This window comes from Minwuia sp. (assembly GCF_048007105.1).
Taxonomy (GTDB): Bacteria; Pseudomonadota; Alphaproteobacteria; order Minwuiales; family Minwuiaceae; genus Minwuia.
Genome location: NZ_CP180352.1, coordinates 240,577 through 258,223 on the forward strand (window position 1 = coordinate 240,577; position 17,647 = coordinate 258,223).

Consider the following 17,647-nt stretch of genomic DNA (forward strand, 5'->3'; position numbering starts at 1 on the left):
TGCGTTGGGATCAGAATTCGAAGCCGTAGGTCAGCAATGCGCCGACCGTGCTGGTGCCGATGCCGCCGGAGCGGTTGTGCTTGTAGCCGACATCCAGGCCGAGGCCGTTGTCGAAGGCGTAGCCGACCGAGAGGCTGACCTGATCGTCGTAGGTATCGCCATTGCCGCCACCGGAGACGGTGACGTCCTTTCCGGTGTAGGCGAGAGCGGCGAACCACTTCTCCTGCAGGCTGAGGCCCAGCGAGGCGGTGAAGTAGTTGCGGCTCTCGTTGCCGTTACCGCCCGCATTCTCGAAGCGGACATACTCGGCCAGTGGGGTCAACGTCACGCCTTCCTGCACTTCGAAGGACCACTCGCCGGCGACGGCGATGCGGTGCTCGTTCGGTGCGGCGTCGGCGCCGAGATGCGCGTAGGCCACGTGGTAGCGGAAGCCCTCGACGCCCGGCACGGCCTCACCGTCCAGCGCGATCGCGAAGGATTCCGGCGATTCCGTGTTGCCGGGCTCGCCCGCCGCCTGCCGGGTCCGGCCGCGGTTGGTGATGAAGCTCTCGCTGAGAATGGTCGTGTCTGCGGTGAAGACGCTCGCCGACAGCACGGTGGAACCGAAGGCGCTGTCGCCCAGATTGATCGCACCGCCGGCGCCCAGGAACTCGGCCAGTTCGACATCGTCGCCCAGAATGTCGGTGCCGTAGAGGCCCGCCGCGGCGTCATAGCCGAGGGAGAAGTTGGGGCCGAACTTGCCGGCATAGACGCCGAAGGTGTCGTTCTCCCAGTTGATCGTCAGAACCTCGACGAACAGGCCGTGGTCCTGGAAGACGCGATCTTCCTGCGGTCCCGGATCGCGCACGGCTTCCAGCAGCAGCCCGGCATTGATGTAGAAATTCTCGGAGAAATGCAGATACAGGTCCACACCGGTCGACGTCCCCAGTTCGTTCTGCTCGGCTGCCGGATCGTCGGAGTCGAACGTGAAGTCGTTCTGGAGCTCGATGCCGATCTCGCCGGAGAACTTCGGCCAGGATTCTTCCGCCGAAACCGCGTTGCCGCCCGCTGCCAACAACGCTGCCGCACCCAGCGCCGTGATGCCCCCTCGCGCCTTGATCATGTCTTGTCACCTTGTCTGATACTGAAAATCACTCGCACTCGTTACGGAGAATGCGAGTGAATTGCAATAGCACCTTTCGGGATGGGGGCATGCACCGCAACACCATGCGAATTTTGCCACGCCAGAACCTGCGGGCCTTGTCCGACGCCCAGTTCTGCCGGTCTGTGATAGGTTGGGATCGGCCGGCGGCGCGCCGCGACAGGGAACCGTGAGCGGGGAACGAACGATGCAGCTTCGAAGGACCGTCTTCATCCGCGACATCGTCACAGCGGACAATTTCGGCCAGCCTTGCGCCCCGGTCACGCGGGTCGCCGGGGCGGCGGTTCTGAAAAACCCGCATGCCGGCCGCTTCGTCGAGGATCTGTCGGATCTGTTCGATATCGGCGGGACGCTGGGAGAACGGTTGATGACCGATCTGGTTGCGATGCTGGACCGGCGCCGTCAGCTACGGCAAGGGCGCGCTGGTCGGCACGGCAGGCGAGATGGAGCACGGCGGCGCGCTGGTGCACCCGAAACTGGGCAAGCCGATGCGCGCGGCGCTGGGCGGGGGCGCGGCGCTGATCCCCTCGAACGTCAAGCTGGCCGCGCCGGGGACCGCGCTCGATCTGCCGCTCGGCCACAAGGATGAGGCCTGGTCCTTCGACCATTTCGACACGATGACCATCATCGTGCCCGATGCGCCGCTGCCCGACGAGCTGGTCCTGATCATCGGCCTGGCCGATGGCGGCCGGATCAATCCCCGCGTCGGCAAGGGGCCGATCACGGACTGACCGTATCCCACGCCCCTTGGCAAGAGCGGCCCTCCGCTCGCAAACTCCGGCAGGGGAGGACCGCACCATGACCGACAGACCGATTGCCGTGATCGTCGGCGCCACGACCAAATGGCGCTCCGACGGGCACATGACGAAGCTGATTCACGGCGGCGAGGTGGACGACGCCGATGTGCCGGAGGGCATCCGCTACGGCGTCGGCGGCGCCATCGCGCAGAAATTCGCCGCCGAGGGCTTCGAGACCGTGATCACCACCCGCAATGCCGACAATGCGACAGGGCTGATCGAGGTCATAAGGGGCCAGGGCGGCCGGTGTTCGGTGGTCGAGATGGACCTGTCCGACGACGCCTCGATCGCGGGGCCTTCGCGAAGATCCGCGCCGATTTCGGCGATGCCGAGGCGCTGGTCTACAACGCCGGCTATCCCGACGGGCGGGAACTGCCGAAGGAGATGGAGCTGCTGGAGAACATGCCGGTGGAGATCTTCAACACCGCCATGGCCGTCTCCTGCCGTGGTCCGTTCCTGGTGGCGAAGGAAGCCCTGCCGGCCATGCGCAAGCGCGGGCACGGATCCTTCCTGTTCTCCAACAACAACCACTCGCTGCGCGGCCGCAAGCGCAACACCGGCGAGTCGCTCTACTATCCGCGGACGATGATGCGGACGCTGGCCCAGGTGCTGACCGAGGAATATTCCGAGTTCGGCGTCCACGTCGCCAATGTCGTGATCGACGGGCTGATCGACAGCCCCGGCACCCGCAACCTGCCCAAGGCGAAGGAGAAGCCGGAGATCATCATCAACCCGGTGAAGATCGCCGAGGCCTTCTGGTACCTGCACTCGCAGGACCGGTCCTGCTGGACGCACGAGCTGCAGCTGACGCCGTTCCCGACGAAGCCGAGCTTCTGAGCCGATGGCCATCGTCGACGCGCAGATCCATCTCTGGGGCAGCGGCCTGCCCGTGAACGACGCCCACCGCCAGGTCACCCGCTTCGACGCCGAGGAAGCCGTCGGGATGATGGACGAGGGCGGCGTGGACGCGGCGGTGATCCACCCGCCGGGCTGGGACCCGGGGTCCTGCGACATGGCGGAAAAGGCCATCGCCGACTATCCGGGCCGTTTTGCCATGATGACCTCGCCGAAGCTGGACGACCCGGCGACGCCCGGGCGGATCGCCACGGTCCGCGACGAGCCCGGCGTGCTCGGCCTGCGCTACGTCTTCATGGGCGAAGAAGGCATGGCGGCGATGCGGGACGGCCGCCATGACTGGCTCTGGACGGCGGCAGAGGCGCACGGCGTCCCCGTGGCCGTGCTGGCGACCGACACGCTGCCGGATTTCGCCGAGGTCGCGGCCCGGCATCCGGGGCTGAAACTGACCATCGACCACCTGGGCGGCCGCGGCGGCTTCACCAGGCTGAAGGACCACGCCGCGATGACCCACCTGCCCGAACTGATCAAGCTGGCGCGGCTGCCGAATGTGGCCGTCAAGGCGACCGGCCTGCCCGGCTACTCGGGCCAGGAATGGCCGTTCCCGATCATGCAGGACTATCTGAAGACCGTGCTCGACGCCTTCGGGCCGGAGCGCGTTTTCTGGGGCACCGATATCACCAAGATGCCCTGTCCCTGGGCCGACTGCATCAGCATGTTCACCTCCATGCTGGACGGCGAGGCGGAACGGCTGGTCATGGGCGACGCCTTCTGCCGCTGGTGGGGCTGGGCGCGCTGATCGGACGGTCCTTCGCCGCCAGCAACTCATCCAGCAGGGCGCGTGCCGCGCCGTTCAGGTAGCCGGTCCGTCGGCACACGGCGGCCACGGTCTGGGTCAGCCGAAGGCCCGGCCCGTCGATGGCGGCGAGACTGCCGCGGGCCAGCTCGTCCCGCACGGCGCTCTCCGGCATCAGGGCAATGCCGAAGCCGGCCTCGACGAGGCGTTTCTGAGCATTGAGGCTGTCCACGACCATCCGCTCGATGTCGTGCAGGCCCGCCTTCGCCAGGGTCCGCTCGGCGTGCTGCAGGGCGGTGTTCGGACGGCTGCGAGTGGTCGGGAACACGAGCCAGCGCTCGCCGGCCAGCGGATCGAGCCTGCGCAGACGACGCCCGGCGAGCCGGTGATCGGCAGCGCAAACCAGTTGCAGCGGCTCCCGTCCGACCTCGTGTGCGGTCAGGTCGCCGGTCGGCGGCGGGTCGTAACGCAGCCCCAGCGCCACCTCGCCACGTCGGACAAGCTCACTGACTTCTGCGCTGGTCGCTGTCCTGAGATCGAGTTCCACGTCCGGACGCCGGCGCAGGAAGTCCTGCAGCACGGCGATCACCAGCGAATCGGCCAGCGTGCCCACGATCGCCAGCCCGATGCCACCGCCCGTCTCGTCCTCCAGCCCCGCCACGGCCGCCGCACCGTCCTTCAGCGCCGCCAGCGCCGCCTCGGCATGCGGCAGGAAGACCCGTCCGGCCTCGGTCAACGTCGGCGAACCCGCGCCACGGTCGAGCAGCGGCGCACCCAGCGCGGCTTCCAGTTGGCCGATACGGCGGCTGATGGCCGGCTGTGACCGGTGCAGCAGTTCGGCGGCGCGGGTGACGCCGCCATGGCGGGCGGCGGCGACAAAGGCCTCGATCTCGGCGCGAGATGGCATCTGTATTCCTGATATGATTCTCAGAACTATGCATTGGCCAGATGCATCCGCCAAGCCGATGATCGCGCCAACGGATACGGAGGACCGACATGACACAGACCGACGACCATCGGGAAAAGGCCGAACGCTTTCGCGCCATGCACCATGACGGCGGTATGCTGGTGCTGCCCAACGCCTGGGATCATGCAAGCGCGGCCCTGATCGCGGATGCGGGCCATCGCGCCATCGCGACGACCAGCGTCGGTTACGCCCTGACCCGGGGCCGTCCTGACGGACAGAACCTCAGCCGCGCCGAGAACATCGCCTTCGCGTCCGAGCTCGCGGCCTGCGCGCCGGTGCCGGTGACCGCCGATCTGGAGGCCGGTTACGGCGACACGCCGGAGGCCGTCGCAGCGACGGTCAAAGCGGCAATCGCGGGCGGGCTTTCCGGCTGCAATATCGAGGACGTGTCGCCGGGCAGCGGCGCGCTGATGGACTACGATCTGGCCGTGACGCGTATTCAGGCCGGGGCTCAGGCCGCCCGGCGGGCGGACATGCCGTTCGTTCTGAATGCCCGCACCGATCCGTTTCTGGTCGGCTTCAGCGATCCGGAAGCCTGTTTCGCCGAGGCCGTGCGCCGGGCCAATGCGTTCCTGGAGGCCGGCGCCGGTTGCGTCTATGTCCCCGGCGTGGTCGATCCCGGCCTGCTGGGCCGGCTGGTGAAGGCCATCGACGGGCCGTTCAACGCCCACGCCATCGGCGGCGTCGGCGCACTGAGCCTGGACGAGTACCGGGACCTCGGCGTGCGCCGTCTCAGCCTCGGCGGCAGCCTGATGATGTCGGCGCTGGCCCATGTCCGCGACACGCTCGCCGCCATTGGCCGTGGCGACCTCGGCTACGCCGCCGGCGCCATGCGCAACGGTGAGATGAACGCGCTGATGGAGCCCTGGCAGAAGGGACTCGACTAGACGCCCTTGCGGCTGGCGAAGGCGGTGATCAGCGTGCCGTCGTCCAAATAGTCGAGTTCGCCGCCGACCGGCACGCCGCGCGCCAGCCGGGTGATCGTCACCCCGCAGCCCTCCAGCCGCTCGGTCAGGTAATGGGCCGTGGTCTGGCCGTCGACGGTGGCGTTGGTCGCCAGGATGATCTCGGTGACATCGGCTTCCGCCGCGCGCGGAATCAGGGTCTCGATATTGAGGTCTTCGGGCGTGACGCCATCCAGCGCCGACAGCACGCCGCCAAGCACGTGGTAGCGGCCGCGGAAGGCAGATGCCCGCTCCAGCGCCCAGAGGTCGCCGACCTGCTCGACCACGCAGATCGAGGCCGGGTCGCGGCGCGGGTCGGCGCAGATCTCGCAGGGGTCGGCGGTGTCGATGTTGCCGCAACGGCTGCAGACGCCGACAGCTTCCGCTGCGTCGGCCAGCGCTTCCGCCAGCGGCCGCATCACCGTCTCCTTCTGCTGGATCAGATGCAACGCCACGCGCCGCGCGGATCGCGGCCCCAGCCCCGGCAGCTTCGCCAGCAGCCGGATCAGACGTTCGACATCAGCCGCGGCCAAGCTGAACGGTCCTTTCGCCATCAAGGGCGTAGCCGCCTGCTCTTGTTGTCATACCCGCTTCATGCGGGCATCCGACCGAATCAAGAGACTTGCGGCGAAGCCGCACCGGCCCCCGGCACAAGGCGGGGGTGACAGCCCTTGCGACTCCTGAACGTCCAAGCATGCCCGGCGAACTGGTCAGGATCAGAACGGCAGCTTCATGCCGGGCGGCAGGTCGAGACCGCCGGTGACCTCGCTCATCTTCTCCTTCATCGTCTCGTCGGCACGGCGCTTGGCATCGTTGTGCGCGGCGACGATCAGGTCCTCCAGCATCTCCGGGTCCGCCGGATCGACGATGGAGGGATCGATCTTGACCTTCTGCAGCACGCCCTTGGCGGTCATGGTCACCCGAACCATGCCGGCGCCGGACTCGCCGGTAACCTCGAGCGATTCCAGCTCGGCCTGCATGGTCTCCATCTTCTCCTGCATGGCCTTGGCCTGCTTCATCAGGTTGCCGAGATTCTTCATGGCTCGTCGATCTCCTCGTCGTCGGACGCCGGCGCCTCGGGCAGCGTCTCAAGCTTGTCATCGCGCAGCACGCGGGCATTGGGAAAGAACTTCTTCACTTCCAGCAGCAGCGGGTCGTTCTCGCGCGCCTTGCGTTCGGCTTCCAGCGCGGCGCGGCGGGCCGATGCGACCGTCGGCGCGCCCTCCGCGTTGGATATGATGATGCCCCAGCGGGCTCCGGTGTGGCTGTTGAGCCAGCCGACCAGACGCTGGCTGAAATCCTTCGGCGGGTCACCTTCCAGCCCGATCTCCAGGCGGCCTGGCTGGTAGTCGACCAGCCGGACATGCTCCTCGATCAGGCCGAGCAGGCGGATCTCGTTACGGTCCTCGACGAACTGCAGCAGGGCCTGGAAATCCTGCGGCAGGGTCTGGAGCTGCGCCTCCGTGGCCTGCTGCGGACGGGGGTCGGCCGCGGGGGCGCTGCGGGCCGCAGCGCGCGCGCCGCCGCCATTGGATGGCGGCGGTGCTGCCGGACGGGATGGCGCAGCGGATGCGCCGCTCTCGGCGCCCTGCTGCACACGCCGGACGAGATCGGCCGGGTCGGGCAGGTCGGCGGCATAGGCCAGCCGGATCAGCGTCATCTCGGCGGCGGCGATGGGCGACGGCGCCGAGCGCGTCTCCGACAGTCCCTTCAACAGCAGCGACCAGGCGCGGCTCAGTACTGGCATGGACAATTGTTCGGCCAGTTTCTGTCCGGCCTCCCGCTCCTCCTCGGCGCGGGCTTCGGCCGGCTCGTGACCGGGCGCAAGCCGCTCGGCGGACAGCCAGTGCGCGATCGACAGCAGGTCTTCCAGAATCGACTGCGGCTCGGCGCCGGCATCATAGAGCTGGCGAAGGATCACCATGGCCTCGCCGGCCTCGCCTTTCATCGCCGCCTCGAAAAGGTTGAGCGACTGCATGCGGTCGACCAGGCCCAGCATCTCGCGGACGGTCGCCGTGTCAGCTCTGCCCCCGCCATGGCCGATGGCCTGATCCAGCAGACTGAGCGAGTCGCGGACCGAGCCTTCCGCCGCGCGGGCGACGATCTGCAGCGCGCCCTCGTCGATCTCGGCACCCTCGGCCTTCGCCACGCGGTCCAGATGGGCGATCAGCTTGTCAGCAGGCACGCGTTTCAGATCGAAGCGCTGACAGCGCGACAGAACCGTGACGGGCACCTTGCGGATCTCGGTGGTGGCGAAGATGAAGATGACGTGCTCCGGCGGCTCCTCCAGCGTCTTCAGCAGCGCGTTGAAGGAGCTCTTCGAGAGCATGTGCACTTCGTCGATGATGTATATCTTCCGGCGCCCCTGCACGGGCAGATACGGCACGCCCTCCAGCAGTTCGCGCATGTCGTCGACGCCGGTGCGGCTGGCGGCGTCCAGTTCCTGCACGTCGATGTGGCGCCCCTCGGCAATCTGGCGGCAGTCGATGCAGGTCCCGCAGGGGGTCATGGTCGGCTTGTCCGCGCTCGAGCAGTTCAAAGCCTTGGCAATGATCCGGGCCGTGGTGGTCTTGCCGACGCCACGCACGCCCGTGAGCATGTAGCCGTGATGGATGCGGTCATGCTCGATGGCGTTCGAGAGCGTGCGGACCAGCCCGTCCTGGCCGATCAGTTCGTCGAAATTCTGGGGACGGTATTTGCGGGCGAGGACCTGATAGGGCGCTGGTTCGGCCTCGGTCATGGTCCCCGCTTCACTCCCGGTCGTTCGGAAATTGGAAGGTGGAAGGCTGCCAGTGCGACCCGGACCGGATTCGTTACGGCTGCTTCCTTCCGGACCTGACCGGGTTGGCGAGCGGTCCGTCCGCCGGCAACCTTCCGCCCCCTATATCGCGCGGATGCCCCCCGATTTCAAGGCCGGATCGGACCGCGCCGGTTCAGCCCGTCACCAGCCGCCCGATCTGGCGGTTCGCCAGCACCAGACGTCCGAGATCCACTGCACCGGCGGCGCGGATTTCGGTCATGGTCTGGTCGGCCCGCGCCAGTTCCCGGCCCTGTCCGGCGGAGAACATCTCCAGCGCCGCCGCCGGACCGTCCGCCCCGTCGGCGAAGGCCTGCACGACCAGTTGCCGCTGCTGGGCATAGCTGTCGTCCAGCAGCATCTGGATCGCCTGCCGCTCCCAGCCGTTCTCGGCCGACAGGCTGCTGGCCTGCGCCCTGAGCCAGTCGAGGCCGAGCCGGCTGCCAATGGCGAAATATGTCTCGGCGACCGTGGCAACCTCGCGGCCTGCGCTCTGTGCGGCGTGAACCACGTCCAGCGTGGAGGCCAGCGGCTGCAGCCCGGCGACGCGGGCGGCCAGATCACGGTCCACGCCCTGGGCGGTCAGCCCGTCGGCGCGCGTGGTCCAGGCGGCTGCATCCATCTCGCTCAGATAGCCCCGCAGATTGCCGCTGAGTTCCGCGATCGCCGGCTGGAATCGGGCGACCAGCGCCGGCCGGTCGACATCCGGCGCCTCGGCGCGGAGGAACCACATCGACGCCCGCGACATCAGCTGCTGCACCATGACCAGCATCCGCGTCTGCACGGCGGCGTCGGCACGGTTGTCCAGCGCGTCGATGCCATCCCAGACAGGCCCCAGATCGAAGATCTCGGCCACCGCCAGGGCGACACGGCCGACATCGGAGGCATCGACGCCGAGCTCGTCCTGGGCCAGCCGGGCAAAGGTCGGGCCGCAGCGGTTGACGATGAAGTTCGCGGCAATGGTGGCGATGATTTCCCGCCGTAGACGATGTTCTGCGATCTCCGCCGGGAATCGCTCCTGAAGCGCCTTCGGGAAGTAGCCACGCAGCGTCGCTTCCTGGCCCGGATCGTCGGGCAGGCCACCGGCCATCAACTCGGTCTTCAGTGTCATCTTGGCGTAGGAGAGCAGCACCGATATCTCGGGCCGCGTCAGGCCGCCCGTGCGCTCGGCGATCTCCTCGTCATCGGGCAGGAACTCGACCTGCCGGTTGAGCAGTCCTTCCTGTCCGAAGGACCGCATGAGGCGCTGCATCGGCCCCATCCCGTCGGCGCCGGACGCTTCGGCCAGGGTGATCGCCTGGCCCTGGATGTAGTTGTCCTCCAGCACCAGTTCCGCGACCTCGTCCGTCATCTCGGCCAGCAGCGTGTCGCGCTGCTTGCGGGTCATGTCGCCGGCGCTCTCGACCGCGCCGAGCAGGATCTTAAGGTTGACCTCGTGGTCGGAGCAGTCGACGCCCGCCGAGTTGTCGACGAAGTCAGTGTTGCTGCGGCCGCCGCGCTGCGCGAACTCGACGCGGCCGAGCTGGGTGATGCCGAGATTGGCGCCCTCGCCCACCACCTTGACCCTGAGGTCCTCGCCATTGATGCGGATGGCGTCGTTGGCGCGGTCGCCGGCGTCGGCATTGGATTCGTGATGCGCCTTCACATAGGTGCCGATCCCGCCGAACCAGAGCAGGTCGGCCGGCGCGCGCAGGATGGCCTGCAGCACCTGCTGCGGGGACATCTCGCCGGGCGGCACATCCAGCGCCGCCGCGGCCTCGGGCGTCAGTTCGACCTTCTTCGCGGAGCGCGGCACGATCATCGCGCCCTTGGACAGGACGCTCCGGTCGTAGTCCTCCCAGCTAGACCGGCCCAGCTCGAAGACGCGCTTGCGTTCGGCGAAGCTGGAGGCGGGGTCCGGATCCGGGTCGATGAAGATGTGACGGTGATCGAAGGCCCCGACCAGCCGGATCTGCTCGGACAGCAGCATGCCGTTGCCGAAGACGTCGCCGGACATGTCGCCGACGCCGACCACGGTGAAGGGCTCCGTCTGGATATCGGTGCCCATCTCGCGGAAATGGCGCTTCACGCATTCCCAGGCGCCGCGGGCGGTGATGCCCATGCCCTTGTGGTCGTAGCCGGCCGCGCCGCCGGAGGCGAAGGCGTCGCCCAGCCAGAAGCCGTAGTCGATGGCGACCTGGTTGGCATAGTCGGAGAAGGTCGCCGTGCCCTTGTCGGCGGCCACGACGAGATACGGATCGTCGCCATCGCGCCGCACCACGTTCGTCGGCGGCACGATATCGCCCTCGACGATGTTGTCGGTAACGTCGAGCAGACCGGAGATGAAGCCGCGATAACAGGCGATGCCTTCGGCCATCACCGCCTCGCGCCCGCCATCTGCCGGCGGCCGCTTCGGCACGAAGCCGCCCTTCGACCCGACCGGCACGATGACGGAGTTCTTCACCATCTGCGCCTTCACAAGGCCCAGCACCTCGGTACGGAAGTCCTCACGCCGGTCCGACCAGCGCAGGCCGCCGCGGGCCACCGGGCCGCCGCGCAGATGCACGCCCTCGAAGCGCGGCGAATAGACGAAGATCTCCTTGTGCGGCCGCGGCAGCGGCAGATCGGTCAGCGCCTGCGAATCGAACTTCAGCGAGACATAGGGATTGCCGTCCGCATCCGTGCGGTTCTGGAAATAGTTGGTCCGGAGCGTCGACTGCACCGCGTTGAGGTAACGCCGCAGAATGCGGTCCTCGTCCAGACTGCTGACCTCTTCCAGCATCACCTTCACGGACTCGACCAGCGTCTCGGCGGTCTCCTCGCCGCCGCCGTTCTCCGGGTCCAGCAGGCAGAAGAACAGCTCCAGGATAAGGCTCGTGATCTCGCTGTTCCGGGCCAGGGTCTCTTCGATGTATTCCTGACTGAAGCCGATCCCGGCCTGACGCAGATACTTGCAGTAGGCCCGCAGCAGCACGACCTCGCCCGGCTTCAGCCCCTCGGCGACGATCAGACCGTTGAAGCCGTCATTCTCCATCTCGCCGGCGAAGATCTTCACGAAGCCGGTTTCGAAGGCCGGCTTCACCTCGGCCATGTCGAGCACGCGCCCGTCGCGGGTCTCCATCTCGAAATCGTGGATCCAGCACATCGGCTCGACCGGATCGCCGACCGGATAGGTCTGCTCGGCCAGCACGCGCAGGCCCATGTTCTCCAGCATCGGCAGCACGTCGGACAGCGCCAGTGCCGGGCCCTTGCGGAACAGCTTCAGCCGCAGGACCGTCTCCTCGTCCTCCAGCATGCGGTAGATGTTCAGCCCCGGCAGAGCGCCCCTGTCGGCCTCGATGTGATCGATGTCGATCGCGCCCATGGCAGCCGGAAAGGTCTCGCGATAGGCGGCCGAGAAGGCCCGGCCATAGCGGCGGAACAGGGCCGCGCCCTTTTCCTCGCCATGCGCGCCTTCCAGCGTCTCGCCGAGTTCGTCTTCCCAGGACCGTGCGGCGGCGACCAGCCGGGCTTCCAGCTCGCCGACATCGACGTCTCGGGCCGTGGGCGAACCGCCGACGATGATGTGCAGCCGCGCCAGCGCGAGGTCGCCGATCTGGGTGTAGAAGGCGGAGATGCGGCCGCCCAGTTCCTCGGCGAGTATCTTCTCGAAGATCCGGCGCAGTTCGGAATCGTATCGCTCCCGCGGCACGAAGACGAGGCAGGAGAAGAACCGCTCGAAGCGGTCGCGGCGGACGAACAGCTTGATCCGCGGCCGGTCGAACAGGCCGAGAATGCCCATCGCCGTGCGGTAGAGTTCGTCTTCGGGAATCTGGAACAGTTCGTCGCGCGGGAAGGTCTCCAGCACGTTGACCAGCGCCTTGCCGGCATGGCCGCGCGGATCGAAGCCCGACCGCTCGAGGACCTTGGTCGCCTTCCGCCGCAGATAGGGGATGTCCCGCGGCGTGCGGTTGTACGCGGCCGAGGTGAACAGGCCGACGAAGCGCCGCTCCCCGATGACCTCGCCCTTCTCGTTGAAGCGCTTGATGCCGATATAGTCGAGATGCACCGGACGGTGGACGGTCGAGCGCTTGTTGGCCTTGGTGACGATGATCAGTTCCGGCTTGCTGAGGAACTCCCGCACTTCGGGAGACAGGGCAGGTTCCCCGCTGGACCGCTCCATCACCCGGCGGGCGGGGCTGCGCAGCAGGCCGAGGCCCGAATCCGGCACGATCTCCAGACGCTCGCTGTCGACGCTGGCGAGATAGTCGTATTCGCGGTAGCCGAGGAAGGTGAAGTGGTTGTCGATCATCCACTCCAGCAGGGCCCGGCCTTCGGCGACGTCCTCGACCGGCAGCGGCGGCGGATCGGAATCGAGATCGGCGACCAGTTGTTTCGCGGTCTCCAGCATCTGCGGCCAGTCCTCGACCGCGCTTCGGACGTCGCGCATGACCGCGTTGATGGCGTGCTCCATGGCCGCCAGGTCCTCGGCGCCGGTATGGGTCGAGAACTCGATCTGGATCACCGACTCGCGCGCGCCCTCCTCGCCGGTATCGAGGCAATCAAGCAGCTCACCCCCTTCGCCGCGGCGCAGCCGCACCACGGGATGCAGCAACTGGTAGATCTGGCCGTCGAAAGGGTTCAGGGCGGCGACGACGGAATCGACGATGAACGGCATGTCGTCGGTCACCGTCTCGATCACCGTGTGCGGCGTCGTCCAGCCATGCGTGTCCAGCTTGGGATTGTAGACCCGGACCCGATGTTCCCCGGGTTTGCGGGTCCTGGCCAGCTTCCACAGCGAGAGCAGCGCGCCGTAGGTCTGTTCGGGCGTCCGGTCGATGGCGTCGTCGGCCGACACATCACGCAACACCTGCGCGGCAAATCGGGCGAGCGCCTTCTCCTCGTCGGCGCCGAGACGTTCGTGACAGATTTCCTGCACGTCCCGGATCAGGTGTTCGCTGGGTTCGGTTCGGGCATCCATGTGGCCACTCCCGTCGTGTTCGATTCCGGGCGCGGCGCAACACGCCCGACCCGATTATGCACGTAATTACTTCGGTTTGGCGAACCATTCCCGAGACGCGTTTCTGCAGCGCTTGTAAGTAAAAACTGGCAACCGTCACACGAAGATAGGTTGACCCCGGGGTCACCTGAGGGAACACTCTGAAACGGGTGAACGTGCAGACGAGGGGGGAGCCGGGACTGTCATGGTCCTGACGCACGACCTCAATAATGCACGACATCGTCGATTAATCTGAGGAGGGGGCCTGGAACAATGGCGTCGGCGAACGAGCAACTGAATCAATTCATGGAAGGCCTGGAGAAGCGGAATCCGGGCGAACCCGAGTTTCACCAGGCGGTGATGGAGGTCGCTGCGACCATCATCCCGTTCCTGGACAACAACCCGAAGTACCGGGAAATGCAGATCCTGGAGCGCATGGCCGAGCCGGACCGTGTCGTCTCCTTCCGCGTCTGCTGGCAGGATGACGAGGGCAACATCCGCGTCAACCGCGGTCACCGCGTGCAGATGAACAACGCGATCGGCCCCTACAAGGGCGGTCTGCGGTTCCATCCGTCGGTGAACACGTCGGTCCTGAAGTTCCTGGCCTTCGAGCAGACCTTCAAGAACAGCCTGACCGGTCTGCCGATGGGCGCGGGCAAGGGTGGCGCGAACTTCAACCCGAAGGGCAAGTCCACCAACGAGATCATGCGCTTCTGCCAGTCGTTCATGACCGAGCTCTACCGCCACATCGGCGCGGACGTTGACGTCCCGGCCGGTGATATCGGCGTGGGCGGCCGCGAGATCGGCTACATGTTCGGCCAGTTCAAGCGCATCACCAACTCCTTCGAGGGCGTGCTGACCGGCAAGGGCCTGGAGTTCGGCGGTTCGCTGGTCCGCACCGAGGCCACCGGCTACGGCGCTGTCTACTTCCTGCAGAACATGATGAAGGCGGCCGGCAAGGACGTCGAGGGCATGACTGCGGTCGTTTCCGGTTCCGGCAACGTTGCCACCCATGCCGCCGAGAAGCTGATGCAGCTCGGTGCGCGGCCGGTGACGCTGTCCGACTCCGGCGGCTTCATCCATGATCCGGAAGGCTTCACTCAGGAGAAGCTGAACTGGATCAAGGATCTGAAGAACAACCGCCGCGGCCGTATCAGCGAGTATTGCGATCACTTCACTGGCGCAACCTTCCATGAGGGCAAGCAGCCCTGGAATGTCCCCTGCCAGATCGCGATGCCCTGCGCGACCCAGAACGAGATCGACATCAACGATGCCAAGGCCCTGATCGCCAACGGGATCGTGGCCGTCTCCGAAGGCGCGAACATGCCGACCTCGAATGAAGGCGTCGACGCCTTCCTGGACGCGAAGGTCATCTTCGGCCCGGCCAAGGCGGCGAATGCCGGCGGCGTCGCGGTCTCGGGCCTGGAAATGAGCCAGAACTCGGCCCGTATCTCCTGGGGCGTGGAACAGCTGCAGGAGCAGCTGCGCCAGATCATGGAAGACATCCATGGCCGCTGCGAGCGCTACGGCAAGGACTATGGCCGCGAGGGCATGACCGACTACGTGGCTGGCGCCAACATCGCCGGCTTCGCCAAGGTCGCCGACGGCATGATGGCTTTCGGCGTGGTCTGATCCACACCGTTACCACCTCTAACGCGAGGCGCCCGGTCTTCCTCTGGAAGGCCGGGCGTTTGCGTTCATATTGAACCGATGCGCCCGTTTACACGTTACGCCCTGACGCTGTCGGTTCCCGCCGGAATCGACATGTTCGGCAATGCGGTGTTCTCGATCCTGACGCGGGAGCCGGGCTACTTCTTCTGGACCCAGGCCTATGACGGGATCTTCCTGATCGGCCTGAACATCGCCCTGGCGCGGCACTTCGTCTGGCGGCCCGTCGGGGCGTTGCTGGACGGTGACGACAGCGAGGCGAACCGCGCCGCCCTGAACCGGCTGGCCAGCCGCAGCGCCATCTGGATCGGGCTCTTCTTCATCCTGCTGCATCCGATCGGCTTCTTTCTCAGCCCGATCGCCGGCACCTATGGCGGCGACTTCGCCCTGCCGCTGGACTATGTCTATTTCATCTCGACGGTGATTTCGGCAACCTCGGCCTATCTCGTCTTCTATTTGACCAGCGGGCAGGTCACCCAGATCAAGCTGGACCTGTTCCGGCGGAACGGCGTCATCATTCCCGCCGCCGGCGCCCGTATCCGCAACCGTATCGTCATGGCCGTCGGGCTGATCGCGATCATGCCGCTGCTGATCCTGGCCATGGAGCTGTTCTGGTTCACCCGCTATCGCGACCAGGGGCTGGATCTGCCGCTGGAGGACGCGTTGCTGATCGATTTCATCGTCTCCGGCGTGCTGATCGTACTGACCCTGACCTTCCTGCCGCGCACCATCACCCGGCCGATCGAGTTGCTGAACACCGCCGTCGAACGGGTCGCGGCGGGCGATCTCTCGACCCGTTCGCCGGTCACCTCCGACGACGAGATCGGCCTGGTGACCACCCGCTTCAACGCCATGGTGGAAGGGCTGGCAGAACGTCAGGCCATCCGCGAGACCTTCGGCAAGTATGTGCCCGAGGCGGTGGCCGAGCGTCTGATCCGGGACCCGTCGGTGACCGAGGGGGAGGAGCGGACCGCGACGATCCTGTTCACCGACATCTCGGGTTTCACAGGCATTTCCGAGCGCCTGACCCCGGCCCAGACCATTGCCATGCTGAACGACTATTTCGAGGTCGTGCTGGAGCCCATCCAGTCGCGCCACGGCACGGTCAACGCCTTCATCGGCGATGCCGTCTTCGCCAGCTTCAATGTTCCGGTACCGGACACCGACCATGCCGCGACGGCCATCGCGGCAGCGCTGGAAATCCAGGAGCGTCTGAAGGACCGGCTGTTCGGCCCCGACCGCGACATCCGGCTGGAAACCCGCATCGGCATCAACACCGGTCCCGTCGCAGCGGGTGCGGTCGGCGCGGGCGGACGGCTCGGCTACACCATCCTGGGCGACGCGGTGAACATCGCCGCGCGGCTGGAGGCGCTGGTGAAGGAACGCGGCGGACCGGTGCTTGTCAGCGGCGAGACCATGCGCGCGGCGGGCGGCCGCTTCCGTTTCGAGAAGGTCGGCGACGAGACCATGCGCGGCCGCGCCCACACGACCGAGGTCTGGCGGGTCGGCGGCGCGTCAGGCTGAGGTTTGCATCCGCCGCTCGACGCCCCTGAGCGCCAGCGCGAACATCGCGCCAGCGATGCCTGCCCCCAGCGTCAGCCAGCGCGCCGCGGTGAAGTCGCCGCCCGCCGCCGCTGCCACGGCCGCCACTGCCGGCGGCCCGAGCAGCGATCCGAAATTCGTGCACTGGACGATGACGCCGTTGGTGATGCCGACCTGTTTCGGTGTCGGACTGTGCACGGCGGCCCCCGACAGGGCTGCGCCCGGGATCAGCCCGCCGACGGTCGAGAAGACGCCGGCCAGCACCAGCCTGAGCACCGGCGGCAGGCTCTGGTCGTAGATCCAGACCGTCAGCAGCCCCAGCGTCAGGCTGCAGGCCGCGATCACGAGCCAGCGCGGCGCGCCCGCGCGCAGCACCGGTCCCGCGCCCATGCAGCCGATGGCGTTGATGCCGACGACCAGCGCCACGCCGAGGCCCGCATCGTCGATATCGACGCCGGCGGCGAGCAGCATCGACGGCAGCCAGTTCAGCACGCCGAACCACTGCACCGTATACATGCCAAAACAGAAGCCGAGCAGCCACGGCCCCGGCCGGGAGAGCACGGCCTTCAGCCCGTCCAGCCGCCGCGCCTGCGGCGGCGGCGCGCCGACGCCGCGCGCGATCCAGAGGAAGAGCGCCAGATAGCCGGCGGCGATGGCGGCGTTCAGCCACCAGATTGCGCGCCAGTCCTCGGGCGCGGTGGTCCAGACCGTCAGCGCCATCATCAGCCCGAAGCCGGTCGGCATGTAGGTCGACCAGAGCGTCAGCGAGGTGTTGACGTCGCGCGGCCGCGACGCCTCCACGATCAGGCCGGGCGCCGAGACCACGGCGCCGACGAAGCCGAAGGCCTCCAGGAAGCGCGAGGCGAACATTACCGGCACGCTTTCCGCGACCGCACCCAGTACATTGCCGGCGATCAGCGACAGCGCCGCAAGGATCATCACCCGCCGCCGCCCGGCATTATCGGCCACGACCCCGGCGACGATACCGGTCAGCACCGCGAAGCCGTTGATGAGCGACATGTAGAAGCCGGCCTGCACCAGGCTGAAGCCCAGTTCCTCGCTGATCGCGCCGATCAGCGGCGGCGCCTTTCCGACCTGGAATCCAAGCAGCACCCCCGCGCCGATGGCGGTCAGAACGACGGCCCAGCGCGTCGGATTGTCTTCGGTGGCCTGCATCGCCCGG

General features: G+C 67.1%; 12 protein-coding genes, 1 other RNA gene and 1 pseudogene. 6 read left to right on the top strand and 8 right to left on the bottom strand.

The window, feature by feature from the left end:
- Positions 1–10: 10 nt before the first annotated feature.
- On the bottom strand, positions 11–1,102 hold the full coding sequence (locus ACMVY4_RS01165; RefSeq protein ID WP_416898376.1) for a hypothetical protein: 1,092 nt from the start codon (positions 1,100–1,102) through the stop codon (positions 11–13).
- 226 nt (positions 1,103–1,328) lie between these two features.
- Here ACMVY4_RS01165 and ACMVY4_RS01170 point away from each other — a divergent pair.
- The 3 genes and pseudogenes from ACMVY4_RS01170 to ACMVY4_RS01180 all read left to right on the top strand — a co-directional run bounded on the left by ACMVY4_RS01170 (position 1,329) and on the right by ACMVY4_RS01180 (position 3,592).
- A pseudogene (locus ACMVY4_RS01170) lies at positions 1,329–1,872 on the top strand (amino acid synthesis family protein).
- A gap of 312 nt (positions 1,873–2,184) precedes the next feature.
- Positions 2,185–2,775 carry an SDR family oxidoreductase gene (locus tag ACMVY4_RS01175; RefSeq protein ID WP_416898377.1) on the top strand — a complete coding sequence of 197 codons (591 nt, stop codon included), beginning with the start codon at positions 2,185–2,187 and terminating at the stop codon, positions 2,773–2,775.
- 4 nt (positions 2,776–2,779) lie between these two features.
- Positions 2,780–3,592, top strand: coding sequence for an amidohydrolase family protein (locus ACMVY4_RS01180; protein ID WP_416898378.1), 813 nt, complete (start codon positions 2,780–2,782; stop codon positions 3,590–3,592).
- Here the strand turns inward: ACMVY4_RS01180 and ACMVY4_RS01185 are convergent.
- Positions 3,549–4,496 (bottom strand): LysR family transcriptional regulator, encoded by a 948-nt coding sequence (locus ACMVY4_RS01185; protein WP_416898379.1) that lies wholly within the window; start codon positions 4,494–4,496, stop codon positions 3,549–3,551. The genes ACMVY4_RS01180 and ACMVY4_RS01185 overlap by 44 nt on opposite strands.
- Positions 4,497–4,585: 89 nt before the next feature.
- Here ACMVY4_RS01185 and ACMVY4_RS01190 point away from each other — a divergent pair, with 89 nt between their 5' ends.
- A complete protein-coding gene (locus tag ACMVY4_RS01190; protein ID WP_416898380.1) occupies positions 4,586–5,443 on the top strand; it encodes an isocitrate lyase/PEP mutase family protein in 858 nt (285 codons plus the stop codon).
- Here ACMVY4_RS01190 and recR read toward each other — a convergent pair.
- From recR to ACMVY4_RS01215, 5 genes are all read right to left on the bottom strand, one after another.
- Positions 5,440–6,054 carry a recombination mediator RecR gene (gene recR, locus ACMVY4_RS01195; protein ID WP_416898381.1) on the bottom strand — a complete coding sequence of 205 codons (615 nt, stop codon included), beginning with the start codon at positions 6,052–6,054 and terminating at the stop codon, positions 5,440–5,442. The two genes, ACMVY4_RS01190 and recR, sit on opposite strands and share 4 nt — an antisense overlap.
- 162 nt (positions 6,055–6,216) lie before the next feature.
- A complete protein-coding gene (locus ACMVY4_RS01200; RefSeq protein ID WP_416898382.1) occupies positions 6,217–6,540 on the bottom strand; it encodes a YbaB/EbfC family nucleoid-associated protein in 324 nt (107 codons plus the stop codon).
- Positions 6,537–8,240, bottom strand: a complete 1,704-nt coding sequence (locus ACMVY4_RS01205; RefSeq protein ID WP_416898383.1) for a DNA polymerase III subunit gamma/tau — start codon at positions 8,238–8,240, stop codon at positions 6,537–6,539. The genes ACMVY4_RS01200 and ACMVY4_RS01205 overlap by 4 nt, the downstream gene beginning before the upstream one ends.
- A gap of 38 nt (positions 8,241–8,278) precedes the next feature.
- An RNA gene (gene ffs / locus ACMVY4_RS01210) (signal recognition particle sRNA small type) lies at positions 8,279–8,375 on the bottom strand.
- A 58-nt stretch (positions 8,376–8,433) separates the two neighbouring features.
- Positions 8,434–13,236: an NAD-glutamate dehydrogenase gene (locus ACMVY4_RS01215; RefSeq protein WP_416898384.1), complete on the bottom strand. Its 4,803-nt coding sequence runs from the start codon at positions 13,234–13,236 to the stop codon at positions 8,434–8,436.
- A 291-nt stretch (positions 13,237–13,527) separates the two neighbouring features.
- Between ACMVY4_RS01215 and gdhA the strand changes: the two genes are divergently transcribed.
- Complete coding sequence (gene gdhA / locus ACMVY4_RS01220) at positions 13,528–14,886, top strand: NADP-specific glutamate dehydrogenase (protein ID WP_416898385.1); 1,359 nt, start codon at positions 13,528–13,530, stop codon at positions 14,884–14,886.
- Between the two features lie 78 nt (positions 14,887–14,964).
- Positions 14,965–16,446 carry an adenylate/guanylate cyclase domain-containing protein gene (locus ACMVY4_RS01225; RefSeq protein ID WP_416898386.1) on the top strand — a complete coding sequence of 494 codons (1,482 nt, stop codon included), beginning with the start codon at positions 14,965–14,967 and terminating at the stop codon, positions 16,444–16,446.
- Here the strand turns inward: ACMVY4_RS01225 and ACMVY4_RS01230 are convergent.
- The gene (locus ACMVY4_RS01230) at positions 16,438–17,640 is read right to left on the bottom strand and encodes a CynX/NimT family MFS transporter (RefSeq protein ID WP_416898387.1); all 1,203 of its coding nucleotides are present in this window, start codon (positions 17,638–17,640) and stop codon (positions 16,438–16,440) included. The genes ACMVY4_RS01225 and ACMVY4_RS01230 overlap by 9 nt on opposite strands.
- Between the last annotated feature and the right edge of the window lie 7 nt (positions 17,641–17,647).